Raw genomic sequence first — 23,633 nt, forward strand, 5'->3', positions numbered from 1 at the left:
TCAAACTCTCCATAAAAGTTAAGTTTAAATCTTGTATTGCTCAAAAAACTAATAATTGACGTTTACTTCATGTTTTGTTTAGTTTTCAAAGTTCAAATCATCGCGTCTTTAGCGACTTTTTCATATTAACATCTCTTCAACATCGAGTCAACATGTTTTTCATTTTTTTTATTTCTTTGTTTCTTTTTGTCGAACCATCTTGGCGACGTATATAAATATAACATCGCATTTAGAATATGACAAGCTCTTTTTTAGTTTTTTTTATAAAAAAAGAAAAAAATTTATTTTAACTACGAAGGAAGTGTAATACCACATGTCGAATTAGCCATAAACTATATAGAAAAGGGGTTTAGAAAATGGATCTACAACCAGACATTCTCGTAAAATTGCTTATATCAGCAATGCTAGGTTCCGTTATTGGTTTAGAAAGAGAATTAAAAAGAAAACCTCTTGGTTTAAAAACATGCCTAGTCATTTCAATAATGAGTTGCCTATTAACAATTGCTTCAATTAGTTCAGCCTATACATTCCATAGCAGCGACTTTTTAAATATCTCCATGGATCCATTACGCTTACCAGCCCAAATAGTATCGGGAATTGGTTTTCTTGGAGCTGGCGTTATTCTTCGCAGAGGTAACGATACAATCGCTGGCCTAACAACAGCTGCAATGATTTGGGGAGCTTCAGGTATCGGAATAATTGTTGGGGCTGGTTTTTATGCCGCAGCATTTGCTGGAGTTGGGTTATTAATTATCAGTGTTGAATTAATTCCTTATTTAATAAACAAACTCGGTCCAAAAAAATTAAAAGAAAGAGATATAAGCCTAAAGCTAACAGTTATAGGAAAAGAAAATATAAATATTGTGATTGATCAAATAACTGCGCAAGATATAACAGTTAAAAATATTAAAATAAAGGGCTTAAATAATGATGAGCATTATATACAAATGAAATTACTAGTGTTTAATAAACGAAGAACAACAGAAATTTATTATGACATTGAACAAATAGAGAACATCCGTGGAATTGAAATAGAGAGTATATAATAGTGATAACTTATTATTTATTGGTAAAAATAAGTGTTACGAAATTGCGATGGAGGAATAAGCTTGAAAGTATTTCGTAACCAGCCAATCTATTTTAAATCCTATACATTATTTAAAATTACAGTCATTTTATTATCATTGATTGCTATATTTGGAACAATTATTCATTATGCAGAACCTTTTACGTTTCCAACTGTTTGGGATGGAATGTGGTGGTCAATTGTTACTACGTTTACAGTAGGTTATGGTGATTATGTACCTCTTTCTCCAGTTGGACGTTTTTTTGCCGTTATATTAATTTTATTAGGTACCGGATTCGGTTCTTATTATATGATTTCATTCACAGCTCAAACTTTTCGAAATCAAGACGCAGATTTTAGAGGTGCACTTACATTTTCAAAAAAGAACCATATTGTAATCGTTGGTTGGAACGAACGAGTTAAGAATGTAATTAACCAATTGCACGCTTCTTCAATTTCTACCCATATCGTATTAATAGATGAAAGCCTAGAACTATTACCTCCAGAGTTAGGGAAAGTGCATTTTGTAAAAGGCTCTGCTTCCAACGATTCAGTTTTAGAAAAGGCAAATTTTAAATTTGCTAATACAATATTAATTACAGCAGATCAAAATAAAAATGAACAAGAAGCAGATATGCAAACAATTTTAACAATCATTGCAGCAAAAGGCGTTAATCAATCGATTCACTGTATTGCAGAAATCTTAACGAAAAATCAAGTAATAAACGCATATCGCGCTGGTGCCAATGAAATTATTGAAGCTCATTTACTAACTTCATTTGTTATGTCAGGATCGATAATGCATAAAGGTTACTCAGATGTAGTACTTAAACTAACAAATCAATTAGAATCATTTACAGTTAAAATATTAAATGTTGATCAAAAAATGATTGGAAAATTCTATTATGACATTGTAATAGAAGAATTAGACAACGATAAAATGATTATTGGTATAATCCGGGATAAACAAACAATTATTAAACCTGATAAAAGTATTCAGATTGCTAAAGATGATTTCCTAATCTTACTTAATTAAGCATAATTTCTACTTAATTAAAAAGAGCCAATCATAATTTTATGATTTGGCTCTTTTTTTTATAAAAGTTCATCTTCAATTTTCTTAAGAATTTCAAACCCTTTAATTTGATATTTTCTAGGCACTTTAGCATCTGGATCTATCGGTTCTTGAAACTGGTTTAAAGATCCAGTTAAATTCCCTTCATAACCAATATTATCATCAAGTCCCTCATTATAAACGTGTGTTAGTAAAAATGGAGACTCAAATTGAATAACTGCTCCATCCATATCTAAGGATCCTGAAGTGACATTGAATGGAATTCTTAAGTACTGATACCCGTCGTCATCTTGCATTAATAAATCAAAACTTCCATGATCATAGTCCCAATTTGCTCCAATAACAAACCCATGATTTTTTAATTTCCCCTCAATATCATTAAGCGGAAATATTTCATTCTCTAATTTTGACTTTAAAGGATACATATGCTTTTCTCCTCCTTTTTGAATAGTATTTTCTTACTTAACTAAAAACATGAATTTAAATTTTAAATCCATAAAAAAAACCGTTGTTAAAGTAAATTTAACAACGGTTTTTTATTATTTTAAACGTTCTTCTAATTGCATTTTCAGTTCTTCAAAACCTGGTTTTCCTAATAATGCAAACATGTTTTTCTTATATGCTTCAACACCTGGTTGATCGAAAGGATTTACACCAAGTAAGTATCCGCTCATGGCACAAGCAAGTTCAAAGAAGTATACTGTATAGCCAAAAGTATATTCATCTAATTTCGGTAATGTAACAATTAGATTTGGTACTCCACCATCAGCGTGTGCTAGTATTGTTCCTTCAAATGCTTTTTTATTTACAAAATCAACAGTTTTACCTGCAAGATAGTTTAATCCGTCAGAATCATTATCCTCTAATTCAATTGTTAGTTCATGACGTGGCGTTTCAACAGATAATACTGTCTCAAATAAATCACGTCGACCTTCTTGAACATATTGACCAAGAGAATGTAAATCTGTTGAAAAGTTTGCTGAAGATGGATAGATCCCTTTTTGGTCTTTCCCTTCACTCTCTCCAAATAATTGCTTCCACCATTCACCAAAGTATTGTAATGATGGTTCATAATTAACAAGCATTTCAATTGTTTTACCTTTGTTATATAAAACATTTCTTACAACTGCATATTGATAAGCTTGATTATCTTCCAATTCTGAAGTGCTGTACTCGTTATATGCATCTTGAGCACCCTTCATCATTTGTTCAATATCAATACCTGCTGCTGCGATTGGTAATAAACCTACTGCTGTTAAAACTGAGTAGCGTCCACCTACATCATCAGGAATAACAAATGTTTCGTATCCTTTTTCGTCCGCAACAGTTTTTAATGCACCGCGCGCTTTATCAGTTGTAGCATAAATACGGTTTTTAGCTTCTTCAACACCATACTTTTCTTCCAGCAGCTTTCTAAAAATACGGAATGCAATTGCTGGTTCAGTAGTTGTCCCAGATTTTGAAATAACATTGATTGAGAAATCTTTATCTTTTAAAACTTGAATTAAATCATGCATGTATGTAGAACTAATATTATTTCCTACGAAGAACACTTGAGGTGCTTTTCTTTCTTCTTTAGATGCAATGTTAAAAAACGAATGCTGTAACATTTCAATTGCTGCACGTGCACCTAAATATGATCCACCAATTCCGATTACTAAAAGAACGTCTGAATCTGATTTGATTTTCTCTGCTGACTTTTGGATTCGAGAAAATTCCTCTTTGTCATAGTCATTCGGTAACTCTACCCATCCTAGATAGTCGCTACCTGCACCAGTTTTTTCATGAATCGTATGGTGAAATAACTTCACTGCATCTCTTAAATATGCAATTTCGTGATCTTGAAAAAACATTTTTGCTTTTGAATAGTCAAATTTAATATGAGAAGTCATACATCAAACCTCCTTAAATAGTTGTAATACCTTTACAATGTACCTAATTAAATAATTGAAAGCAAGTAAATACAATTAAATTTATGTGAAAATTTTAACAAGAATCAAAATGATAATTTTTCACCTATGTACATAATCAAAATCAAATGAGGGATACTATTTTTGAAGGTCATAAAAAGGAGGTTAACCTATTATGAGTACATTACAACGTATTGCACTTATTTTTACAATTGTTGGAGCTATAAACTGGGGTTTAATCGGATTTTTTCAATTTGATTTAGTAGCAGCAATTTTTGGTGGTGCTGATTCTGCTTTTGCTCGAATTATATATGGTATCGTTGGTATTTCAGGACTAATTAACCTTGGCTTACTATTCAAACCTTCAGAAGAGCTAGGAACACATCCTGAGACAAACGAAGTTAGATAGATATACACAACAAAAAGGAAGGGTATGCCCTTCCTTTTTAATTCGTCATATTTTCTTTCTTCATCTCAACATGAAGCCATTCATTTAATTTTTTATGCAGGGTGCTAAATCCATCTGGTTTTAATTCTCTTAATAATCGAGCTGCATGTTTTAAATTTTCTTCACCATTAAATCCTTGATCGATACTTGCTCCTTTTAAAGACAAACTAATTTTTCCTGTCATCTCATCAATAGACAGTACACGTACATTTACTAACTGCCCAACAGAAATATAGTCTCGAATATCTCGAACATATCCATTAATAATTTCGGAAATATGTACTAGTCCTTGTGTTTGGTGATCAAGTGAAATAAAGGCACCATACGTTTGAATCCCTGTTACTTTACCAGTGTAAACTTTTCCAATATTGTAGTTTTGTGCCATTCAAAACACTCCTAATTTTCGTTCAATTCCACTAACTAAATTTTAGCACACACAGACCAACTTTTAAAGTTTGCTATAAGGCTTATATGAGATACTACCTTTGAAATTCCCTTATTGTATTATAGTCACTTTAAAGGTTGGGCTATTTCATTTTTTTTTAAATAATTACTTATGTTTATTAGAATTGACGAAAAACTTATAATTTAAAAGTATTTTAGTGATTTACATAACATATGGTGACATACGGAGCATTATTAAGATTAGAATGTATTCCTTCCGTTTGGACATAATAATCCAAAAACTTAAAGGAGAGTTTGGATGATGAATCATTCTGGAACAATACAGTCGACATATAAGATTTCTGGTCTTGATGTTTATTATGAACTATACGGATACCACAATTTTAATAAGCAAGATTCAAAAGTATTTGTATTAATTCACGGATTTTTGTCATCTTGCTTTAGTTATCGTAGGCTGATACCATTTATCTCAAAAGAACATGTTGTTGTCGTTATCGACCTACCTCCATTCGGTAAAAGTGGTAAGCAATTAAACTTTAAATATTCGTATGATAACTTCGCTAATGTAGTAATCTCACTTGTGAATCATTTGAAGTTGGAAAACATCTATTTAGTCGGACATTCAATGGGCGGACAGATAGCATTATATGTAACGAAGAAAAAACCAGAACTTGTTAACAAAGTGATTTTATTATGTAGCTCTGGTTATTTAGGCAGAGCAAATCCTCACCTAATCATTTCATCTTATTTTCCTTTTTTCTATCTTTATATAAAGAGGAATTTAGCTAAACAAGGAGTTGTCAATTCTCTAATATCAGTTGTTCATGATCAAAAGCTAATCGATGATGAAATGATAAATGGCTACCAGGAGCCTTTTATGCAAGATGAAATTTTTAGGGCGCTAACTAAGATGATCCGTGATCGAGAAGGAGATTTGAGTCCTGCAGATTTACAAGATATATCTGTACCAACACTTTTAATTTGGGGTGAAAAAGATAAAGTAGTTCCATTAGCGGTTGGGGAAAGATTACATCGTGATTTAAAACATTCAACATTATTTACTTATCCAGAAGCCGGACACTTAATTCCTGAAGAAATTCCCGAACATATTTATGATCGTATATCAAATTTTATATAAATAAAAAAGGGCTGTCTCATAAGTCAGGTAAACTGACATATAGACACCCCTTTTTTATTGTAATAATAACTCATTTTTGTATCTAAATTTTGATTGTGCACGTTAGCTTTTAAACTGGAGATACTAACCAATCCATTCAGAGAATTTTTTAGAGCTTGAATATGGCTTTTATAATTCAAATACTGGCAAAGTAATTATAACCTTTAAACCTTTACCATCACTATTCATAAATTTTATTTTACCGTTGTGCTGGTCAATAATATGCTTTACGATCGCCAATCCTAATCCTGTTCCACCTTCATTTCTAGACCTTGCTTTATCTACACGATAGAACCTTTCCCCTAAATGCGGAATCTCTTCGACTGGAATCCCTTTACCTTCATCGATAATCTCCAGAGTTACTTGTTTATCTTGAGATAAATTGATATAAATGCTTTTTCCCGAAGGTGTATAACGAACTGCATTATCTATTAAATTGTGTATAACTTGTTGGAAACGGTCTGGATCAACGTTAGCAATGATCGATTCATCTAAATTCTTTTGAATTGTAATACCCCGCTCTATTAGTATTTGTGAATATGTTTCGATTGTATCTTCAATTAATTGCGCAATTACGTTCGGCTCTTTATTTAATGGAAACTGTTGTCCATCTAAAGTAGCTAAATCAAGAAGATCCCTTACTAATCTTTGCATTCGACTTGCTTCTTTTTGAATGATGCCAACATACTTTAGTTGTTGTTCTTGTTTTATTACTCCATCTAATATTGCTTCACTATATCCTTTTACATAACTTAACGGCGTTCTTAGTTCATGAGAAACATTAGCTAAAAACTCTTTTCTATTTTCATCTTCTTTTTGTAAAGAATCAGACATTGAATTAAATGCAAAAGCTAGTTTACCTACTTCATCACCACTATTATAGTGGATACGCTCCGTGTAATCACCATTTGCCATTTTATATGAGATTTGTTCCATTCTAGATAACGGCTTAATCATTTGTTTTATTATACTTCTGCCGATTAAAAGAATAATGAAAGCAAATAGCAATGTATTAATCATAAAAATCCATTTTGATTGTTGGATTAGTTCGGTAATACTCCTTAAAGGTAGATTTAAATAAATAATCCCTTCAAGTTTTTCTTTTTTTACAACTGGAACTACGACACCGATTATTTGATGCTTAAATCTTTTTTCAAATCCTGTCTTCGTAATTACTTTTCCTTTTAATAAAGTTTCGCGATCGTCTTCAGTGATAAACGATTCATGACTGACATTGTATGGGATACATGCACTTAAGTCTCTCGGATTACTAATAAATAAAACACTTGCATTTGAAACAGCATCAAATTTTGAAACAAATTTTGAAAAGTCATCAACATTATTTGTTTGATGATAGTGTTTTACTAAGTTAGTACCTTCCTGAATTAAAGTTGAACGAACATATGAAACATATAATTGCTTATATGCAAACTGAAACATTAAAAAGAAAAAGATCGTTGTACAGATTACCATTAAGCAGATTGTTAGCCATAGCTTCTGTAAAAATGAAAGAGAATTTGCTATTTTCCTCATCCGTTTATCCCAAATTTATATCCTACACCCCAAACTGTAGAAATATAATCTGCGTCCTGTCCAAGCTTAATTCTCAATGTTTTTATATGTGTATCAACTGTTCTAGCTGTTCCGAAATAATCAAATCCCCAAACCTTTTCTAAGATTTGTTCGCGGCTAAAAACATAATCTTGATGCTTACAAAAAAATAGCAATAAATCATATTCTTTCAACGTAAGTGATAATGGTTTATCAGATACAAAAACATTCCGGGCTTTTTCATTGATTTTTATCTGACCAATATGAAATATAGAAGAATCCGAGTTTTTTGTTCTTCTTAGCACAGCATCAACTCTTGCAATTAATTCACTAGGGCTAAATGGTTTTACGATGTAGTCATCCGCTCCCATTTTTAACCCATTTACCTTATCCCATTCCTCACCTTTTGCAGTTAAGAAAATAACAGGAACATTTGATGTCTCTCTAATTTGTTTACAAAGTGCCCAGCCGTCCATAATCGGCATCATAATATCTAAAATAATTAAATCATAGTTTGATTGGCTAATTTTATTCAATGCTGTTTCACCATTAATTGCTTGGTCCCAACTATACCCGCTGTTTTCTAAATACATTCCAACTAATTGACAAATTTCTTGTTCATCATCAACAATTAATATCCTTCTATCACTCATGTCGAATGCCCTCTCTTAACAATAATTGGAAAGGTCCTCTCCCTACTGCCGCTTCTTTTTCAATTTTCATCGTTTTAGTATTTATTTGGTACAATTTATTTAAATCATAACTAGCTGCATACGCTGAATGTTTAAATCCAATTGCTGCATATGGGTTCGAGCCAACTTCAATAAATTTAGTCTGATTTACAACGGTAGGATCTAACTTATAAATTTGATTTGTACCATGAGCTATTGTAAACAATCCGTCATCATTTTTAAAAAAAGATATCGGCATTAGAGGAGTATGAAGTGACTTTTGTTTCTTGCCAGTAGTAGTCGAGTATACTTTCACATCTTCATTTTCACTTTCGCCATTTCCGTGTCCACCAACAAATAATTCAGAAGCGTCATTATTTAATATTAGACCAATTGATGTATTTGGTACTTCAATCGTTTGTTCTACTTTATAGTTGTCTAAGTTAATATTAATCACTTTTCTCTCGTTAAATAAACTAACAAATAGTTTATGGTGAGTCGTATCTTCAACCATAGAGATAGGATTTTTACCTATATTCAATTGTTTAAGCACGATACCCTTTTGATCAAAAAAAGTTATCGTATTCTTTTTTCCATTCGTTACAGCAATCGTATGATTACTCTTTAAAGAAATCATATTCGTAATACCAACACCGGCCTTCCAACTCTTGACCTTTTCACCAGTTGAAAGATGGTAAATATCTATATTAGGATCTACTGGATGATATACTGCAATATCCTTTTCATTTTGCAATAAAGCCGCTCCACTGACATCTCTATTTAAATCCCAATCTGCTACTTTATGTAAGTCATGTGGATCAAGAAAAGTTAAACTACCTACTTTTTTATTTATCGAGATGAGTACATTTTCAGAATCCTTAATATGCGACATTTTATTTGGAAAACAGCCCGTACAGAACAAGAAAAGAACGAGTGTGCTAACGAAAGCAATTCGATTCAAAATACTTCCCCCCATAAAGTAATCATATAAAAGAAGCTATCCTTTTATCAAAGATAGGATAGCCTTCGTTCTTATTTAATTTACTGTAACTTCTTTTTCAGTATGGTCATGTAATTCGCCTTTTTCAACATGAACCTTTACAGTGTTTGTTCCTTTATCTTTAAACGTGTACTTAACCTCATATTCACCAGGTGCAACTTCTTTTGCATCTGTATAATCGTGCTTTCCATTCTCATCTTTCCATGTTTCAATTCGAACGTTCGCTTTTTCAAGTGCTTTTCCATCATTCGTCATCAAATGAATCGTAAAAACATTTTCTTTGTTTACATCAAGATTCTCGATACCCATTAAATGAATCATTAGATCGCTATGGTGGTCATCTCCACTATGAGATTCATGTTCACTTTTTCCAGTTTCACTATTAGATGAAGTAGTAGCAGGAACTTTAAAGTCCATTTTAGGCATCGAATGCTGATCTCTAGCAGTCACGTGAGCAATTACATAGTAATCACCTGGATCTGTAAATTTATAGTTTGCTGAATAAATACCATCTTCACCATTTTTTGCATCTAGCATAGCCATACTATCTTCACCTGTTTTACCAATTTCAAATTGAACTTCATCTGCATCAGTAACTGCTTTATTATTCTGGCTCACTTCAGCGCGAAGTGTAACTTCTTTATTTAAATTAATAGCTGATGTAGGAAGAAGAATATTTACATCAACCGGTTTTTCGACTGCATCTTGATTCTTCGCGTTAGAACAACCAGCAGTCATCATAATACTGACAATTAATAAGCTTAGTACCTTTTTCATATGTATTACCTCCTATAATTCTGCCGAGTTAAACAGATCACTTATCTTAATGTTTTAAACAGTTTTAAAGTAAACTCGATAGAGAAAATATCTATATAGCAAAATAAAATGACAAAAACAATCTAACACATAGATGTGATGAAAATGTGATAAACTTCTCCAAAAAAAAGAGACCTTCCTTAGTAAGTCCCCATTTTGAATTATTTTATTCACGTAATGCTTTTTTTTCTTTTGATTCCATTAATTCTGTTATACGCTTTTCTTCCTTTGCCGATGCTCTTTTAATTAGATAAAACGTAATAAAAGCACCAATCATAAAAATAATTAATGAAATAACGGCAGGAATATACTCTGTTTTATCTTCAGGAAAATATAAAAACTCCATCATAGTCCCATCACTCCCACTGCAATTATACAAAGTATCCTAAAATAATCAAAGTAAAATGAGTATTCTCTAATTAAAAAAATCTCTCTTTCGAAAAAGCTTTTGAAATTAATTTAATTAAAAAAATGAGTCACCTAAGATGGGCCAAAATAAATACTGTTTTATTTAAGTTAGTAATTTTTCTAGAGCATTTTATTGTAAACTTTTTTATGTATATTTGATTGGAACGAAAGGGTGCCCGACTCCTATGGGAAATGCGGGAACCTAAGACCCGACAGGCACAGCCGATCAGGTCTCGCCCAATAGAAAGCGAGCATCCTGTAGTGGAAATCTACAATACTCAACTCAATTATCAACAAATAATCTTACCATATTATTATCTAACTTCTCTATCAACAAAATAAAAAACCAACTGATTTAAAATCAATTGGTTTTTAATATGAAGATATTCTTTTCTTTAATAATGAAAAGTCAACTAAGTCTCCTAAAGTCGCTGGAGCAGGCTTTTTCATATATTGCTTATCTTTTTCTACTAATTTATAAATATGATACGTAGTTAAAGCATCATCTAGTGCTTTATGGTGATTTCCAGTTCCATCTTTTCCATATTCTTTCATTGCGTTCCATAAACCCGTTTGATTTTGGTTTCCAAAGAAAGTTTTATACTCGAGGCATAAGTCTCTTACTTCACCATTAATCGGGAACGAAATAGATGCAGCTTCACAATTGTGTTTTAGTACCCTCATATCCATATTGCCCCAAGTGATGACTGTCGTTCTATAATTCTTTGTCGCTTCATTTAATATCTCACCAAGTTCTTTTAATTGTATTCCATTATCAACATTCTCTTGTGAAATATTTAGAAACCTTTTACATCTTGAGGATAACAATGGAAACTGAAGCGGTTTAACAAAAGAAGAATAAGTTTGATTAATCTCGTCATTAATAACACTTACAAAACCAACTTCAATAATTTCCGGAAAAAATTTGATCCCTTTTGATTTTCCATCTGGCATTGTAAATTCAAAATCAATAAATAGGAACTGCTCTTTCATTACCTCACCTCCAGAAAAATAAATTTTCTGATTTTTCCTTATTGTCTTATATGATTAACGAATATTCAAGTAAGACAATTTGACTATTTTCTACTTATTTACTTATTTTATTAATACAACCAATTTGTGTAAAAAATAACATAAGATGCCCATCAAGATGAAAAATCGTGTTAAAATAATATACGTTCGTTTAATTAATTTTAAACGAATTAAAAAATCGAAAGTAGATAGAGGGCTATTATGAAGAAAATTATTGGATTTATTATTATTATAATAAGCTTTCTTGTCTTTTATTTCACATCTCAGCAAGCTATGATGGCATATGAGACTTCAAAAAATATTCCCAAAAAGAAGGTTGAAGAATTACCTGTAGTTTCTTTATCACAGAACAGTGTTTTTTATGACCGAAACAACAATCCTTTTTATATACCTGCTTCTGGTGATAATAGAATAAATTTAAAAAGCAGTGAAATTCCTCAGCTAGTAAAGGATATTTTTATTTCTACCGAAGATCGATATTTTTATTCACATAAAGGTATAGATTTATTTGGTGTTGCTAGGGCATTTATGGTGAATGTGTCCAATAGTGGAATAGAACAAGGAGCTAGTACGATTACACAGCAGCTTGCACGAAATTTATATTTAACTCAAGCACGAACTGTAGAACGCAAAATAAAAGAGATTCAAATCTCACTTCAATTAGAAAAACAGTACACTAAAGATCAAATTTTAGAAATGTACATTAATACAATTTATTTTGCAAATCGAAATTATGGAATTGAAGCTGCTAGTAAAGCATACTTCAGCAAATCAGTTAAAGATTTGAGTATTGCTCAAACGGCTTTCGTTTGTACAATTCCAAATAACCCGACTTTATATGATCCTTTGAGAAACTTTAATAATGCTAAAAAACGCCAAGAAAGAATCTTGGGTATACTTAGAGATCAAGGGAAAATAACTGAAAAACAATATACAGCTGCAATGAAAGAAAAAATTACTTTAAAGAAAGATAGTAAAACACAGGAATATCCCGATTATTATTCTTATGTGGATTCTGAACTTAAAAGAATTTTAGCTGGTAAAAAAGGAAAATTTAATACTAGTAAACTATTAGCAGCACAGCAAACTGAGTTAAAGAAACTAAAAACGCCTGATGAAAGAGCGTTATATTTACAAAATCAGGGCTTGAAAATCTACACAAGCTTAAATCCATCAATACAGCAAGTTACGGTCAGCGCAGTTAATCAAGGAACAATTTCAACGAATACGCAAGGCGCAGCAGTTGTAGTAAAAAATGATACACATGAAATTGTTGCAATTTCAGGTGGAAGAGACTATGAACCTCATAGTCTAAATCGAGCGTTCCAGTCTTATAGACAACCGGGCTCGACAATTAAACCATTATTAGTATATGCACCATATATTGAAACATTTGGTGCTACACCAGATACAAAAGTAAACGCAGATAACTATTGTAAAGGCACATATTGTCCGAAAAATGATAGTAAGAAAGAATACGGAGATGTAACAATCCGTACTGCTATGCAGAATTCATATAATACTGCGGCAGTTAGATTATATGAACAGCTTACACCACGCGTTGGATACACATATTTAGATAAATATGGTTTTAACAAGATTACAACGGAAGACCGAATGGAACTAGGCCGTGCTCTTGGTGGCTTCAATATCGGTATGTCGCCTTTAGAAATGACAGAAGCATACTCCACATTTGGTAATAATGGCGTATACTATCAAAATAGTGCGATTAAAAAGATTACATTAAGAGATGGCACAGTCTTATACGAAAACGAACCAAGATCAGTTCGTGTATACAATCCGTCAACGAACGAAACAATGAGAAGCATGTTAAACTCTGTAGTAAAAGACGGTACTGCTAGACATATTTATATGCCACTGAACTATATAGGTGGTAAAACAGGTACAACGAACGATAATACGAATCTATGGTTCATGGGATTAACTTCAAATTATACGGTTGGTACGTGGATTGGTAATGATAAGCAAAGAATTCCAATACCAAAAAACTATTCTTACCCACCTACTCAACGAATTTGGCAATATATCGTTGTAAATGGTCGACTATATTAATCTATAAACAAAAAAAGTAGCACTTTTGATTCATTCAAAAGTGCTACTTTTTTTAAAATGGCATTGAAGTTTTAAACTTAGCTAAAAGTGTAAATGCGCCATATACTACTCCGCTACCAACTAATCCCCAAATGATTAATTGGATCATGATAAAACCTATAACCCCTATAATTGTGTAGTTAGATTTTTGCTTAATTAAAAATAAGATATAAAATGCAATTACTGCTACTATTAAAACAATAGCAATATACACTAAAGATTTATTTAAAAATATAGCAATTAATCCACCTATTAAAAAGACAAAAGAGTACTTTTTAGTTGCTAATAAGTCTACTCCTTCGTTATCCTTCGAAAATAGCAGTAAAGCAAATTGCCAGATCATATCAGAAATTAATTTGAATCCACTCAAAACTAAATAGAAAAGAAATGCGATACCTATAAATGTAAGAATTCTAATTTCCTTTTCTGGAAGAATATCTGTAAGTGGCTGTAGAATACCAGATACTGATAAGAAGTTTATAGCCAATTGAAAGAAGTTTAGTGTAATCGCGACTGTAAACATAATTATTGATAAAAGTGCATTAAAGCCCGTGTAATATATATTTTTCATCGAATGTCTCCTTTCTTCTCTATCTCAAGAAGTTTTTAAATGATCAAATCCTTAAGTAGAGGATGTCTCGCTTCTCTTCGAAATTTTATATACACAACTTAATTATTTTACCATAAGTTTGTCATAATTTTGACGATTTTTTTCTTTTAAGAATTAGTCCGTTTAAATTTCGTATTTAGGTATGAATTGACTTGTTAGCTGAATGTACAAAAAAAGCTGCTAAATTACAAAAGTAATTTAACAGCGCATTAAATTAATTTCGTTTATCTTTAATAGCAACTGTACATCTTGAGATACAAATCAATTGCTCATCCTCAGAATAGATTTTTATATCCCAAACCATTGTCGTTTTACCAGTATGTACTGCAGTTCCAATAGCAGTTACAACCCCATCACGTACAGATCTAAGATGATTTGCGTTAATTTCAAGACCAAAAGCAAGTTGATTCTCTTGATCAATCATCGAAAACGTCCCTACACTTGCAACTGTTTCAGCTAAAGCAACTGAAGCACCTCCGTGTAAATAACCGAATGGTTGATGTACTTTGTCAGTTACTTCCATTTTCATCACTACTTTTCCCTCTTCAACCGACTCGATCGTCATACCTAAAGCATGCATTAAGGTCATTTTCTCCTCCATTTATTCTCCGCCTCTCGTTTATCATTTCTGTTTTAATACCAGTAGTTGGGCACATAAGTTCAACTACTTCTATTTTATAATAAAAATTCACTTATTTTAAATTCGAGATAATTAAAAGATTTTCCTTTTAAACAAGAAAATAACCAGGTCTACGTTATAATACCCCTTGCTAAAAATTGCAAGGGGTATTTTGTTTATAGTACACCATCAAAACGTTCTTCTGCATATTTTTTTAATCGATCTAATTGTTTAACTAAAATTCGTTTTTCAAACCAACTGAATATGAAGCCCATCATTGATTCCATTTCCAATTTACACTCATAGTCTAAATTGGTTTGATTAGCTCCTATAGAAGATAGGTGATAGATAGCATCAACAGTAAAATTAGAATGCTTTAAACGGACGCTAAGCTCTTTTGGAGGTTTATATGAAATGATTTCTCCTTCGTATTCTTGAATCTCCTCGTCCTCTTTTAGCTTTTGCTTAAATTTATGCCCCACTGGATTTTCTCTATTATAATTTTCATCATACTGATTCTCGATAAACCCATCCATCCACTTTTTCATGTGCTCATCTGAGTCGATTACTTCAAAAACAGCTTCTATCGGCGCATTAATAGTTAAGCTATAATTTGTTGTTTTTGACATAGTCCATTCACCAGCCTAATTTTTTGATTGCTGCCTAAATACTTGTAACGAATTTTGTTCATTCAATCCTTTTAAATCTGATTCAGTAAATCTTCCAGTTCCTTGTTTTATGATATAAACAGTTAATTTCTTCTTTCCCCAATGCTCAAATACATCTCCAACGGTTTGAAAGTATAAATCCAAGTGATGTCCTTTAACGGCTGCACCTTTATCAGCTACGACGCCATAACCGTATCCAGGAATAAATAAGATCGTTCCAATCGGAAAGATATTTAAGTCAGCTGCTATAGTTGAAAATAAATCCCTCTTTACTTCCACACCTGAATAAGTAATTCCGTATGAATGGTCCTTGGGACTTTTCCCTGTCGATTCTCTTCCAGCTGTATATCCTGTTGCTGTAACTGTTACCTTTTTATAATTATTCCAATTCGTATTATGTTCGATGTTTTTTGCCATTGTTTTCATTATGCTTTCGTTTGTAATCGTTGATTTATTTTCTTCAGCAAAAACTTTATTTATTACAATAGCGTCACTAAACCAATCCTTTATAGTAGCTATTTGAACATTGGCAAGGATTTTAAAAGACGAAAACAAAGCAATAATGAATAAAATAGATAAAATAACTCGACTAAATAATTTTTTACTTATACCCAATGAATCATTTCACTCCTTTTCATCTTTTCATCATTCCCTAAAACAAAAAAAATATAAAAAAACTTTCTCAAGCTAGAGAAAGTTAGAACATTTGATATCCATTTTTTCTTAATGACAGTATTACAACACCTGACATAATCGCTCCCACTAGACCAGCTGATAAAATAACAATATCACCTGTTCCAACTGCCATAAGGTTCGCTTTTAATGTCTCAAAAGCACTTGAAGTATTAGTAAAATACTTTATTGTACTAATCTTGTCCACAATCATCACGATTAAAAGAGGATAGATTACTACCATGAACCAAGTCGTTCGAAAAAGCATATTTGCAAGGAAGCCAATTCCAAATGCTAATACGAAAAATAACAATATAGAAATTAGTAAAACCGGAATACTCATCACCATATAAAAAACACACCCCACATTTTTTCTATATACAGTGTAAAACCTTCTCGCCTTGTCGTCAATTTTTTAAATATTCTAACTTTTAAAATATTACTTAATAAAATGATAAGTTGAATATTGGAACTGATCCCCCGGATTTAATCCTTTTACTACTCCCATTGGTTCATTGGGTGGATTTTCAATTAAATATTTAATTAGTAATGATGAGGTAGGATCCTTAAGTAGTTCATCTTCCGATAAAAATCGTGCATCTGATAATTCTTCCTCTTGAATCGAAATAGTAGTATCATCTGCTTGGAGTAAAAAAATTAGCATATTATCACTGATTTCTTCACGAATAACGCCAGTTCTTACACCTATTAATCCAATTAAAGTTGCTTTTACACCAGTTTCTTCACTAATCTCTCTTAGCACTGCTTGATCAACCGTTTCATCTTGCTTTACAAACCCTGCTGGTAAAGACCATAAACCTTTTAATCCGCTATATTTTTTCTTTACAACTAACCATCTTCCGGCAGAGTCTTTAACTAACCCCGCTACTCCTAGCCATACATTGCCTCTTTTACTCATAAATGTTAACCACCTTTTTAGACAAAGAAAAAGCTCGACCTAAGTCGAGCTTTAGACTGACTACCAAGCGCTCGTCTTCATCGTTACATCACTTGCTTTAAGCGGCGCACATTACCTTCTTTGGTAACTCCGCTTTCCAACAAGCATTCGCACCTTTTTAGACAAGCGTTTTTAATCAGTTTGATCTCATTTTTATTTTGACGCCTATAAATATAGCTCGACCTAAGTCGAGCTATATTACTTATAGAAAGTTTAATTTACCTTTTTTAAGAACTAACATCGGTCCGCCAAGTACGAATAAGTAGCGGTTATCGATTACTTTTTTCATAAATGAAGCTTTCCAACCAGTTAATTTTTTACCATAAACTACACCAATTGCATCGTCATGTCCTAATGAACATACAGTACCTTTAATGTCTGGTTTAAATTCTTCTAATTCGCCTCTTCCACGAACTAATACTGATAAGTTGTGTGCCACATTAAATCCTTGTTGAATTGCAATTTGTGCTGTTGGTGGGTATGGACGGTTACTTGCTTCATCAATTAATAAAGCTGAGTCTCCTACGATAAATACATCATCGTATCCTGGAACACGCATATCTTTAGTAACTTTTACACGTCCACGCATTGCTTCAAAACCAGCTTGTTCTACTAATGCATTTCCACGTACACCCGCTGCCCAAACAACTGTTGCAGAGTTAATTTTCTCTTCTACTTCGCCTTTAGCAACGATGATTCCTTCTTCAGTACATTCTTTAATTGCTGTACCAATTTTGAATTCTACGCCCTTTTTCTCTAATTGAGAAACTGCATAATCAACTAACTCTGGATCAAAACCTGGTAATACCATTGGAGCAGCCTCTACACAAATAATACGAACTTTTTCACGATCGATATCATACTCTTTGCATAATTCTGGAACACGATTTGCAAGTTCACCTACAAATTCAATACCAGTGAATCCTGCACCACCAACGATAATTGTTAATAAATCATCGCGCTTTTCAACTGGTGTGTTGTAATATTTAGAAAAGCTATAATCAATATGCTCACGAATTTGACGAGCAGCATTGATGTTAGCAATTGAGAATGCATGTTCTTTTAAACCTTTAATTCCAAAAGTTTCTGACTCAAAACCAAGTCCAACAACTAAGTAATCATAGTTTAATTCGCCGCTAGAAAGAATTACTTTCTTCTCTTCAGGTTTGATTTGAGTAACAGTATCTTGTATAAAGTTAATTTTATCTTGATTAATCACGTCTTTAATATCAAGACGTGTACGGTCATGATGTAATGTACCTGCTGCATTTTCATGTAACCATGTTGCTTGGTAGTGGTAGCTATTTTTATTTACTAATGTAATGTCCGCTTCATTTGCAGATAATGTTTTTTGAAGTCGAGTAGCAGTAATGATTCCACCATACCCAGCTCCAAGGATTACAATCTTAGGCTTATTCATGATATACATACCATCCTTTTAAATTATATTAAGTACTTTCAATTTGCTTTAATATCTCTAAATTTATAAGTAAGCTCAGTAGTGAGCAATCTAATTCATTATAACTTAGTACATTAACGAGCAAACTACTATATAGGGATATTTGTCTAAATATTTCGTAATAATTGTCACAAAATGTTAACAATTAGCCTATAACAATATTAAAGTTTTTTGCATAGAATTTCAAGCATAATCTAAACGCTAGAATTCTCAAAATATTAAGCCAAATTAATTATTTCTTAATTCATCCCCCAGTTTTACTAAAAAAATTTCTACATTAATTTAATGACCCAATTTTATTTTATCAGCATAAAATATGATACTATTTTATAATAGATAACGATCATTTATGCATGAGGGGGTTATTCCGTTATGAAAGATGAAAAAGTATATGATATTACAATAATTGGTGGAGGACCAATTGGTTTATTTACTGCTTTTTATGGTGGAATGAGACAATCTAGTGTAAAAATTATTGAGAGCTTACCTCAACTTGGCGGTCAATTATCTGCACTTTACCCTGAAAAATACATTTATGATGTAGCTGGCTTTCCAAAAGTACGCGCTCAAGAGTTGATCAATAACTTAAAAGAACAAATGAAAAAATTTGAACCTACTGTATGTTTAGAGCAATCGGTTCATTCAATTACAAAAGGTGATGATGGAGTATTCCATTTAGTTTGTAATGATGGATTTGAGCACTATACAAAAGCTATTATCATTACCGCTGGAAATGGTGCATTCCAACCACGTAAACTTGAAATTGATGGTTCTGAACGTTTTGAAAAAGCAAACTTACATTACTTCGTAGATGACATGAATAAATTTGCTAGTAAACGAGTTGTTGTTTTCGGCGGCGGCGACTCTGCTGTTGACTGGTCGTTGATGCTTGAACCAATCGCTGAAAAAGTAACATTAGTTCACCGTCGTGATAAATTTAGAGCTCATGAACATAGCGTAGAAAACTTAATGAACTCTAAGGTAGAAGTATCAACTCCTTTTGTACCTGTTGAAATCGTTGGTACAGAACGTATTGAAAAAGTTATTCTTCAAAATGAGAAATCAAAAGAGCGTCTAGAAATTGAAGTTGATGATGTAATCGTTAACTATGGTTTCGTTTCTTCTTTAGGACCAATAAAAAATTGGGGCTTAAAGATCGAAAAGAATAACATTGTTGTTAACTCACGCATGGAAACAAATATTCCAGGCATTTATGCTGCTGGTGATATTTGTACTTACGACGGAAAAGTTAAACTAATTGCTTCTGGCTTTGGTGAAGCACCTACCGCAATCAATCATGCGAAAGCGTACATTGATCCATCAGCGAAAGTACAACCAGGCCATAGTTCTTCAATGTTCTAATAATAAAATTAATTAATCAAAGAACTGTCTAATAGGCAGTCTTTTTTCGGAAATGTTTGTGATGTATTGAACAATACATCCCAAAATTAGTGAACCATTTCACAACTAACTTCGTAAAAATTCATCTCATTTTTTTATCTACACTATATAATAGTACCTTACTTAAAAAAAGATTCAACAATTTAAACTAAATTTGTAAAAATATTAACAAATAAGAAATTAGTCTAGTTTGTTTAATAGAAAAATTCTATTCTTTTGATTTACATTCTTCCTACTGCCTTCTTTTGTATATTTCATGTATATTATCTAATTCAATATAAACATAATTCTCTTGTTCAAACACATAAAAAACCTCCCCTAATAGTTTGTTTTTCAACATTAACTATCGAGAAGGCTTATGATTCACAAGATTTAATACTTTTAGGGTTGTAATAAAATTGCTTGTGTACACTCAATTTCGCCATGTAATTCATAACCCTAAACAAATCATCAATTTGTTAACACTCTTCAGGAGTACCAGCATTCGTAGCTGTTCTAAAGCTTGAGCCACATCCACATGATGCAATTGCATTAGGATTATCGATTGTAAATCCTCCACCTAATAATGACTCTTTAAAATCAATGACAACTCCTTTTAAAATTGGAGCACTTTCATTATCAATTAAAAACTTAATGCCATGATATTCTAACTCCATGTCATCGTCATTTTTTTGTGGATCGAAACCAAGACCATATGATAATCCAGAGCACCCTCCACCTTTGACACCTAAACGTACAAAAGTATTTTGATCTTCTTCGTTTTCAATCATTTCTTTTATTTTTAAGCCTGCTTGTTCAGTAACTGTAATCATTTATTTCACTCCTCTTTGAGTATAGTATATGCCTTCTGTTATTGTAACTGCTGGGCCTTTCATCAAAACATCGCCATCAGCAGACCAAGTTATTTGTAAATCTCCACCTTGTAAGTGAACAGTAATCGGTTCATCTCGATTATATTTACTTTCTTGGACCATCGCGACTACTGCAGCACAAGCTCCTGTTCCACATGCTTGAGTTATTCCTGAACCGCGCTCCCATACAGAGAAATTTATCTCATTATGCGGCAAACATTCGATAAATTCAACATTTACGCTTTCTGGGAATAATTCATGTTTTTCAACAAATGGGCCTAAAGTTGTTAATGGAGCATTCTTTATATCACTTACTTCAAAAACGGCATGAGGATTTCCCATTGAAACAGCTGAAAATTCATAGTATTCTTCTTCAAATAAAATTTTATCTTTAGCAAATTCTTGTTCATTACCGGTCATTGGAATTTGAGTTCGTTGAAATACTGGTTTGCCCATATTGACTGTTACTTGATTAACAACATTATTTTCTACATGTACTGTTGCTTTTACAATTGTACTTATCGTTTCAATCGTAAATGAATTATTATTTACAATCCCATTTTCAAATGCATACTTTGCAACGCATCTTAAACCATTGCCACAATTTTTAGCTTCTGATCCATCATTATTAAATATTCGCATTTTTACTTCTGCAACTTCTGAAGGACAAATTAAGATTAATCCATCACTACCAATACCTGTATTAACATTTGAAACGTCAACTGCAAGATTAGAAAGTTCTTCTTCTTTTAGTTTTTCTTCAAACATATTTACATATATATAATTATTTCCTAGTCCATGCATCTTTGTATAACGAAAAGAATTCATTTTCATGACTCCCTATTTTTTTTTATTAATATAAGTATAGAATTTAAATGAATTGAGCACAATAAGAACATCCCCCGTTTCTCGATATAGAAACATTTTAAGAGCATTCACTATTTTGAATGCTCATTTTTTTTGCCCTTATTATTCACTTTTATATAATTCAAAAATAGTGTACTCATTAAAATAAAATTTGTTATTTGTAATCTCAATTCTTCTCATACTTTTTACCTAAATATAAATGGTAAGAGATAAGAAAATAAAAAATGGGGTAAGTTGTAAGATAGAGGGGTTTATTGTTGAAATAGCTCGAAAAAACGCAAAAAGCACTGCTAATTTTTAACAGTGCTTTTTATATTAACATATTTTCTTCTAAGAAAATATAAATATTATCAACTAACTCAGTAGCAGTTTCACCAGTTACAACTTCTCCTTCAACTAGTGCAAAAAGTGATAGACTACATTTTCCGCAATATCCAAGGCAGCCATATTCTAGTATGTCTAGATTTGGATCACGTTCTAGTTGCTCTAACGCTTTTTGCGCTCCGTCAGATAGGTTTTTTATACAAAATTCGACTAATGGTCTCACTATTTTTCACTCCTTGCTCTTCATAAAGTTACTCTTTTTTTCTTAAAACGTCAATCCTTTTGAGAATAAATGGAAGGTGCTTTATTTTACCGAGTTAAGCGTTGTTATTTTAGCATAAAATATATATAATATAATTGTCGAAAAATAGAAAATTTTTTTCATTCAACGCTAATAAAACTAAAGGGGAACATCAACTATGAAAAACCTCGTATTACTAGGAGCCGGATATGGAAATATTCGTGTTTTGTCACGTCTATTAACTTCTGATTTGCCTGAGGATGTTCAAATCACATTGATCGATCGAAATTCTTTTCACTGCTTTAAAACTGAATATTATGCATTAGTTGCAGGTACAGTTCCAGAACAGCATATTAGAATTCCATTACCAACTCACGAGAAATTAAAGGTTGTATATGGGGATATTACAACAATTGATACGGCAAACAAGAAAGTAGAATTAAGCAATGGGAAATCAGTTTCTTACGATGATTTAATTATCGGTTTAGGTTGCGAGGATAAGTACCATAATGTACCTGGTGCAATGGAACATACTTATAGTATCCAAACAATTGAAAAAACAAGAAACGCATACGAAAATGTTAACAGTTTACCACCAAATTCTGTAATAGGTGTTGTTGGAGCTGGCTTAAGTGGAGTAGAAGTTGCAAGTGAATTAAGAGAAAGTAGAAGCGATTTACAAATTTTACTTTTTGACCGTGGAAGCCGTATTTTATCAATGTTTCCAGAAAAACTTAGTTATTATGTACAAAACTGGTTTATTGAGCACGATGTTAAAATTATTAGCAATTCAAACATTACAAAAGTTGAGCAAAATACGTTATTTAATCATGATGATGAGATTCATTGTGACGCTGTTATTTGGACAGCAGGTATTCAACCAGTTGAAGTTGTCCGCAACTTAGAGGTAGAAAAAGACAATACTGGTAGAATCGTCGTAACGAAATATCATCACATGCCAAATGATGAACATGTTTATGTAGTTGGGGATTGTGCTGCATTACCATACGCACCTTCAGCACAGTTAGCTGAAGCTCAAGCTGAACAAATTGTAATGGTTTTACAAAAAAAATGGGCAGGTGAAGACCTTCCAGAGGTAATGCCTCAAATAAAATTAAAAGGTATTATGGGATCATTAGGTAAAAAACATGGTTTTGGACTATTTAACGAACGCCCACTTCTCGGACGAGTTCCAAGATTGATTAAATCTGGAATCTTATGGTTATATAAATATCACAATGGTTGATTAATACACGTTCTTTAGATTTACTATATACTAAAGACCCCTTAAC

General features: G+C 32.1%; 26 protein-coding genes. 7 read left to right on the plus strand and 19 right to left on the minus strand.

Going from position 1 to position 23,633, the window contains the following annotated elements:
- The first annotated feature begins 356 nt into the window (after positions 1–356).
- Both ACFCYN_RS06245 and ACFCYN_RS06250 read left to right on the plus strand, forming a co-directional pair.
- Positions 357–1,046 carry an MgtC/SapB family protein gene (locus tag ACFCYN_RS06245; RefSeq protein ID WP_098119591.1) on the plus strand — a complete coding sequence of 230 codons (690 nt, stop codon included), beginning with the start codon at positions 357–359 and terminating at the stop codon, positions 1,044–1,046.
- Positions 1,047–1,109: 63 nt separating this feature from the next.
- Positions 1,110–2,102, plus strand: a complete 993-nt coding sequence (locus ACFCYN_RS06250) for a potassium channel family protein (RefSeq protein WP_375948221.1) — start codon at positions 1,110–1,112, stop codon at positions 2,100–2,102.
- Positions 2,103–2,161: 59 nt separating this feature from the next.
- Here the strand turns inward: ACFCYN_RS06250 and ACFCYN_RS06255 are convergent, their stop codons facing one another.
- Complete coding sequence (locus ACFCYN_RS06255; protein WP_375948223.1) at positions 2,162–2,566, minus strand: YugN-like family protein; 405 nt, start codon at positions 2,564–2,566, stop codon at positions 2,162–2,164.
- A 114-nt stretch (positions 2,567–2,680) separates the two neighbouring features.
- Entirely contained in the window at positions 2,681–4,033 is a 1,353-nt protein-coding gene (locus ACFCYN_RS06260; RefSeq protein ID WP_375948225.1) for a glucose-6-phosphate isomerase, read from the minus strand.
- A 193-nt stretch (positions 4,034–4,226) separates the two neighbouring features.
- Here ACFCYN_RS06260 and ACFCYN_RS06265 point away from each other — a divergent pair, with 193 nt between their 5' ends.
- Positions 4,227–4,460: a DUF378 domain-containing protein gene (locus tag ACFCYN_RS06265; protein WP_172446110.1), complete on the plus strand. Its 234-nt coding sequence runs from the start codon at positions 4,227–4,229 to the stop codon at positions 4,458–4,460.
- Between the two features lie 37 nt (positions 4,461–4,497).
- Here ACFCYN_RS06265 and ACFCYN_RS06270 read toward each other — a convergent pair whose 3' ends face one another.
- Positions 4,498–4,884: a CvfD/Ygs/GSP13 family RNA-binding post-transcriptional regulator gene (locus ACFCYN_RS06270; RefSeq protein ID WP_098119595.1), complete on the minus strand. Its 387-nt coding sequence runs from the start codon at positions 4,882–4,884 to the stop codon at positions 4,498–4,500.
- A gap of 321 nt (positions 4,885–5,205) precedes the next feature.
- Between ACFCYN_RS06270 and ACFCYN_RS06275 the strand changes: the two genes are divergently transcribed.
- The gene (locus ACFCYN_RS06275) at positions 5,206–6,042 is read left to right on the plus strand and encodes an alpha/beta fold hydrolase (RefSeq protein ID WP_375948377.1); all 837 of its coding nucleotides are present in this window, start codon (positions 5,206–5,208) and stop codon (positions 6,040–6,042) included.
- 168 nt (positions 6,043–6,210) lie between these two features.
- Here ACFCYN_RS06275 and ACFCYN_RS06280 read toward each other — a convergent pair whose 3' ends face one another.
- The 6 genes from ACFCYN_RS06280 to kapD all read right to left on the minus strand — a co-directional run bounded on the left by ACFCYN_RS06280 (position 6,211) and on the right by kapD (position 11,520).
- Entirely contained in the window at positions 6,211–7,614 is a 1,404-nt protein-coding gene (locus tag ACFCYN_RS06280; protein ID WP_375948228.1) for a sensor histidine kinase, read from the minus strand.
- The gene (locus ACFCYN_RS06285) at positions 7,611–8,285 is read right to left on the minus strand and encodes a response regulator transcription factor (RefSeq protein ID WP_375948230.1); all 675 of its coding nucleotides are present in this window, start codon (positions 8,283–8,285) and stop codon (positions 7,611–7,613) included. The genes ACFCYN_RS06280 and ACFCYN_RS06285 overlap by 4 nt, the downstream gene beginning before the upstream one ends.
- Positions 8,278–9,264 carry a YncE family protein gene (locus tag ACFCYN_RS06290; RefSeq protein WP_375948232.1) on the minus strand — a complete coding sequence of 329 codons (987 nt, stop codon included), beginning with the start codon at positions 9,262–9,264 and terminating at the stop codon, positions 8,278–8,280. Before ACFCYN_RS06290 ends, ACFCYN_RS06285 begins: the two co-directional genes overlap by 8 nt.
- A gap of 75 nt (positions 9,265–9,339) precedes the next feature.
- The gene (locus tag ACFCYN_RS06295; protein ID WP_375948234.1) at positions 9,340–10,080 is read right to left on the minus strand and encodes a FixH family protein; all 741 of its coding nucleotides are present in this window, start codon (positions 10,078–10,080) and stop codon (positions 9,340–9,342) included.
- Between the two features lie 205 nt (positions 10,081–10,285).
- Positions 10,286–10,468 (minus strand): hypothetical protein, encoded by a 183-nt coding sequence (locus tag ACFCYN_RS06300; protein ID WP_098119601.1) that lies wholly within the window; start codon positions 10,466–10,468, stop codon positions 10,286–10,288.
- A gap of 431 nt (positions 10,469–10,899) precedes the next feature.
- A complete protein-coding gene (gene kapD / locus ACFCYN_RS06305) occupies positions 10,900–11,520 on the minus strand; it encodes a 3'-5' exonuclease KapD (protein WP_172446115.1) in 621 nt (206 codons plus the stop codon).
- Positions 11,521–11,760: 240 nt separating this feature from the next.
- Between kapD and ACFCYN_RS06310 the strand changes: the two genes are divergently transcribed.
- On the plus strand, positions 11,761–13,632 hold the full coding sequence (locus ACFCYN_RS06310; RefSeq protein WP_172446116.1) for a transglycosylase domain-containing protein: 1,872 nt from the start codon (positions 11,761–11,763) through the stop codon (positions 13,630–13,632).
- A gap of 52 nt (positions 13,633–13,684) precedes the next feature.
- Here ACFCYN_RS06310 and ACFCYN_RS06315 read toward each other — a convergent pair whose 3' ends face one another.
- The 7 genes from ACFCYN_RS06315 to ACFCYN_RS06345 form a co-directional block, all read right to left on the minus strand.
- The gene (locus tag ACFCYN_RS06315) at positions 13,685–14,242 is read right to left on the minus strand and encodes a DUF5366 family protein (RefSeq protein ID WP_172446117.1); all 558 of its coding nucleotides are present in this window, start codon (positions 14,240–14,242) and stop codon (positions 13,685–13,687) included.
- Between the two features lie 253 nt (positions 14,243–14,495).
- Positions 14,496–14,882: a PaaI family thioesterase gene (locus ACFCYN_RS06320; RefSeq protein WP_375948237.1), complete on the minus strand. Its 387-nt coding sequence runs from the start codon at positions 14,880–14,882 to the stop codon at positions 14,496–14,498.
- A gap of 194 nt (positions 14,883–15,076) precedes the next feature.
- Positions 15,077–15,529, minus strand: a complete 453-nt coding sequence (locus ACFCYN_RS06325; RefSeq protein WP_375948239.1) for an SRPBCC family protein — start codon at positions 15,527–15,529, stop codon at positions 15,077–15,079.
- A 15-nt stretch (positions 15,530–15,544) separates the two neighbouring features.
- Entirely contained in the window at positions 15,545–16,183 is a 639-nt protein-coding gene (locus ACFCYN_RS06330) for a 3D domain-containing protein (protein ID WP_375948241.1), read from the minus strand.
- 82 nt (positions 16,184–16,265) lie between these two features.
- Positions 16,266–16,583 (minus strand): YuiB family protein, encoded by a 318-nt coding sequence (locus ACFCYN_RS06335; protein WP_375948379.1) that lies wholly within the window; start codon positions 16,581–16,583, stop codon positions 16,266–16,268.
- A 96-nt stretch (positions 16,584–16,679) separates the two neighbouring features.
- Positions 16,680–17,159: an NUDIX domain-containing protein gene (locus ACFCYN_RS06340; protein WP_375948243.1), complete on the minus strand. Its 480-nt coding sequence runs from the start codon at positions 17,157–17,159 to the stop codon at positions 16,680–16,682.
- 241 nt (positions 17,160–17,400) lie between these two features.
- Positions 17,401–18,618, minus strand: coding sequence for an NAD(P)/FAD-dependent oxidoreductase (locus ACFCYN_RS06345; protein WP_172446122.1), 1,218 nt, complete (start codon positions 18,616–18,618; stop codon positions 17,401–17,403).
- 411 nt (positions 18,619–19,029) lie between these two features.
- Between ACFCYN_RS06345 and ACFCYN_RS06350 the strand changes: the two genes are divergently transcribed.
- A complete protein-coding gene (locus tag ACFCYN_RS06350) occupies positions 19,030–20,019 on the plus strand; it encodes an NAD(P)/FAD-dependent oxidoreductase (protein WP_375948245.1) in 990 nt (329 codons plus the stop codon).
- A 497-nt stretch (positions 20,020–20,516) separates the two neighbouring features.
- Here the strand turns inward: ACFCYN_RS06350 and ACFCYN_RS06355 are convergent, their stop codons facing one another.
- The 3 genes from ACFCYN_RS06355 to ACFCYN_RS06365 all read right to left on the minus strand — a co-directional run bounded on the left by ACFCYN_RS06355 (position 20,517) and on the right by ACFCYN_RS06365 (position 22,323).
- Positions 20,517–20,870, minus strand: coding sequence for a HesB/IscA family protein (locus ACFCYN_RS06355; protein ID WP_172446124.1), 354 nt, complete (start codon positions 20,868–20,870; stop codon positions 20,517–20,519).
- Entirely contained in the window at positions 20,871–21,737 is an 867-nt protein-coding gene (gene dapF, locus ACFCYN_RS06360) for a diaminopimelate epimerase (RefSeq protein WP_172446125.1), read from the minus strand.
- A gap of 349 nt (positions 21,738–22,086) precedes the next feature.
- Positions 22,087–22,323, minus strand: coding sequence for a YuzB family protein (locus ACFCYN_RS06365; protein WP_216853911.1), 237 nt, complete (start codon positions 22,321–22,323; stop codon positions 22,087–22,089).
- Positions 22,324–22,519: 196 nt separating this feature from the next.
- Between ACFCYN_RS06365 and ACFCYN_RS06370 the strand changes: the two genes are divergently transcribed.
- On the plus strand, positions 22,520–23,587 hold the full coding sequence (locus ACFCYN_RS06370) for an NAD(P)/FAD-dependent oxidoreductase (RefSeq protein ID WP_172446126.1): 1,068 nt from the start codon (positions 22,520–22,522) through the stop codon (positions 23,585–23,587).
- Positions 23,588–23,633 lie beyond the last annotated feature (46 nt).

The organism is Gottfriedia sp. NPDC056225, assembly GCF_042267765.1.
GTDB lineage: Bacteria > Bacillota > Bacilli > Bacillales > Bacillaceae_G > Gottfriedia.

Excerpts from the sequence above, each read along its gene's own strand:
- ACFCYN_RS06295 (WP_375948234.1), bottom strand. The coding sequence starts at position 10,080 with ATGAAAAAGGTACTAAGCTTATTAATTGTCAGTATTATGATGACTGCT.
- ACFCYN_RS06325 (WP_375948239.1), bottom strand. The coding sequence starts at position 15,529 with ATGTCAAAAACAACAAATTATAGCTTAACTATTAATGCGCCGATAGAA.
- ACFCYN_RS06270 (WP_098119595.1), bottom strand. The coding sequence starts at position 4,884 with ATGGCACAAAACTACAATATTGGAAAAGTTTACACTGGTAAAGTAACA.
- kapD (WP_172446115.1), bottom strand. The coding sequence starts at position 11,520 with ATGAAAGAGCAGTTCCTATTTATTGATTTTGAATTTACAATGCCAGAT.
- dapF (WP_172446125.1), bottom strand. The coding sequence starts at position 21,737 with ATGAATTCTTTTCGTTATACAAAGATGCATGGACTAGGAAATAATTAT.
- ACFCYN_RS06355 (WP_172446124.1), bottom strand. The coding sequence starts at position 20,870 with ATGATTACAGTTACTGAACAAGCAGGCTTAAAAATAAAAGAAATGATT.
- ACFCYN_RS06255 (WP_375948223.1), bottom strand. The coding sequence starts at position 2,566 with ATGTATCCTTTAAAGTCAAAATTAGAGAATGAAATATTTCCGCTTAAT.
- ACFCYN_RS06280 (WP_375948228.1), bottom strand. The coding sequence starts at position 7,614 with ATGAGGAAAATAGCAAATTCTCTTTCATTTTTACAGAAGCTATGGCTA.
- ACFCYN_RS06340 (WP_375948243.1), bottom strand. The coding sequence starts at position 17,159 with ATGAGTAAAAGAGGCAATGTATGGCTAGGAGTAGCGGGGTTAGTTAAA.
- ACFCYN_RS06245 (WP_098119591.1), top strand. The coding sequence starts at position 357 with ATGGATCTACAACCAGACATTCTCGTAAAATTGCTTATATCAGCAATG.
- ACFCYN_RS06345 (WP_172446122.1), bottom strand. The coding sequence starts at position 18,618 with ATGAATAAGCCTAAGATTGTAATCCTTGGAGCTGGGTATGGTGGAATC.
- ACFCYN_RS06320 (WP_375948237.1), bottom strand. The coding sequence starts at position 14,882 with ATGGAGGAGAAAATGACCTTAATGCATGCTTTAGGTATGACGATCGAG.
- ACFCYN_RS06285 (WP_375948230.1), bottom strand. The coding sequence starts at position 8,285 with ATGAGTGATAGAAGGATATTAATTGTTGATGATGAACAAGAAATTTGT.
- ACFCYN_RS06350 (WP_375948245.1), top strand. The coding sequence starts at position 19,030 with ATGAAAGATGAAAAAGTATATGATATTACAATAATTGGTGGAGGACCA.
- ACFCYN_RS06275 (WP_375948377.1), top strand. The coding sequence starts at position 5,206 with ATGAATCATTCTGGAACAATACAGTCGACATATAAGATTTCTGGTCTT.
- ACFCYN_RS06315 (WP_172446117.1), bottom strand. The coding sequence starts at position 14,242 with ATGAAAAATATATATTACACGGGCTTTAATGCACTTTTATCAATAATT.
- ACFCYN_RS06260 (WP_375948225.1), bottom strand. The coding sequence starts at position 4,033 with ATGACTTCTCATATTAAATTTGACTATTCAAAAGCAAAAATGTTTTTT.
- ACFCYN_RS06265 (WP_172446110.1), top strand. The coding sequence starts at position 4,227 with ATGAGTACATTACAACGTATTGCACTTATTTTTACAATTGTTGGAGCT.
- ACFCYN_RS06310 (WP_172446116.1), top strand. The coding sequence starts at position 11,761 with ATGAAGAAAATTATTGGATTTATTATTATTATAATAAGCTTTCTTGTC.
- ACFCYN_RS06300 (WP_098119601.1), bottom strand. The coding sequence starts at position 10,468 with ATGATGGAGTTTTTATATTTTCCTGAAGATAAAACAGAGTATATTCCT.
- ACFCYN_RS06335 (WP_375948379.1), bottom strand. The coding sequence starts at position 16,583 with ATGAGTATTCCGGTTTTACTAATTTCTATATTGTTATTTTTCGTATTA.
- ACFCYN_RS06370 (WP_172446126.1), top strand. The coding sequence starts at position 22,520 with ATGAAAAACCTCGTATTACTAGGAGCCGGATATGGAAATATTCGTGTT.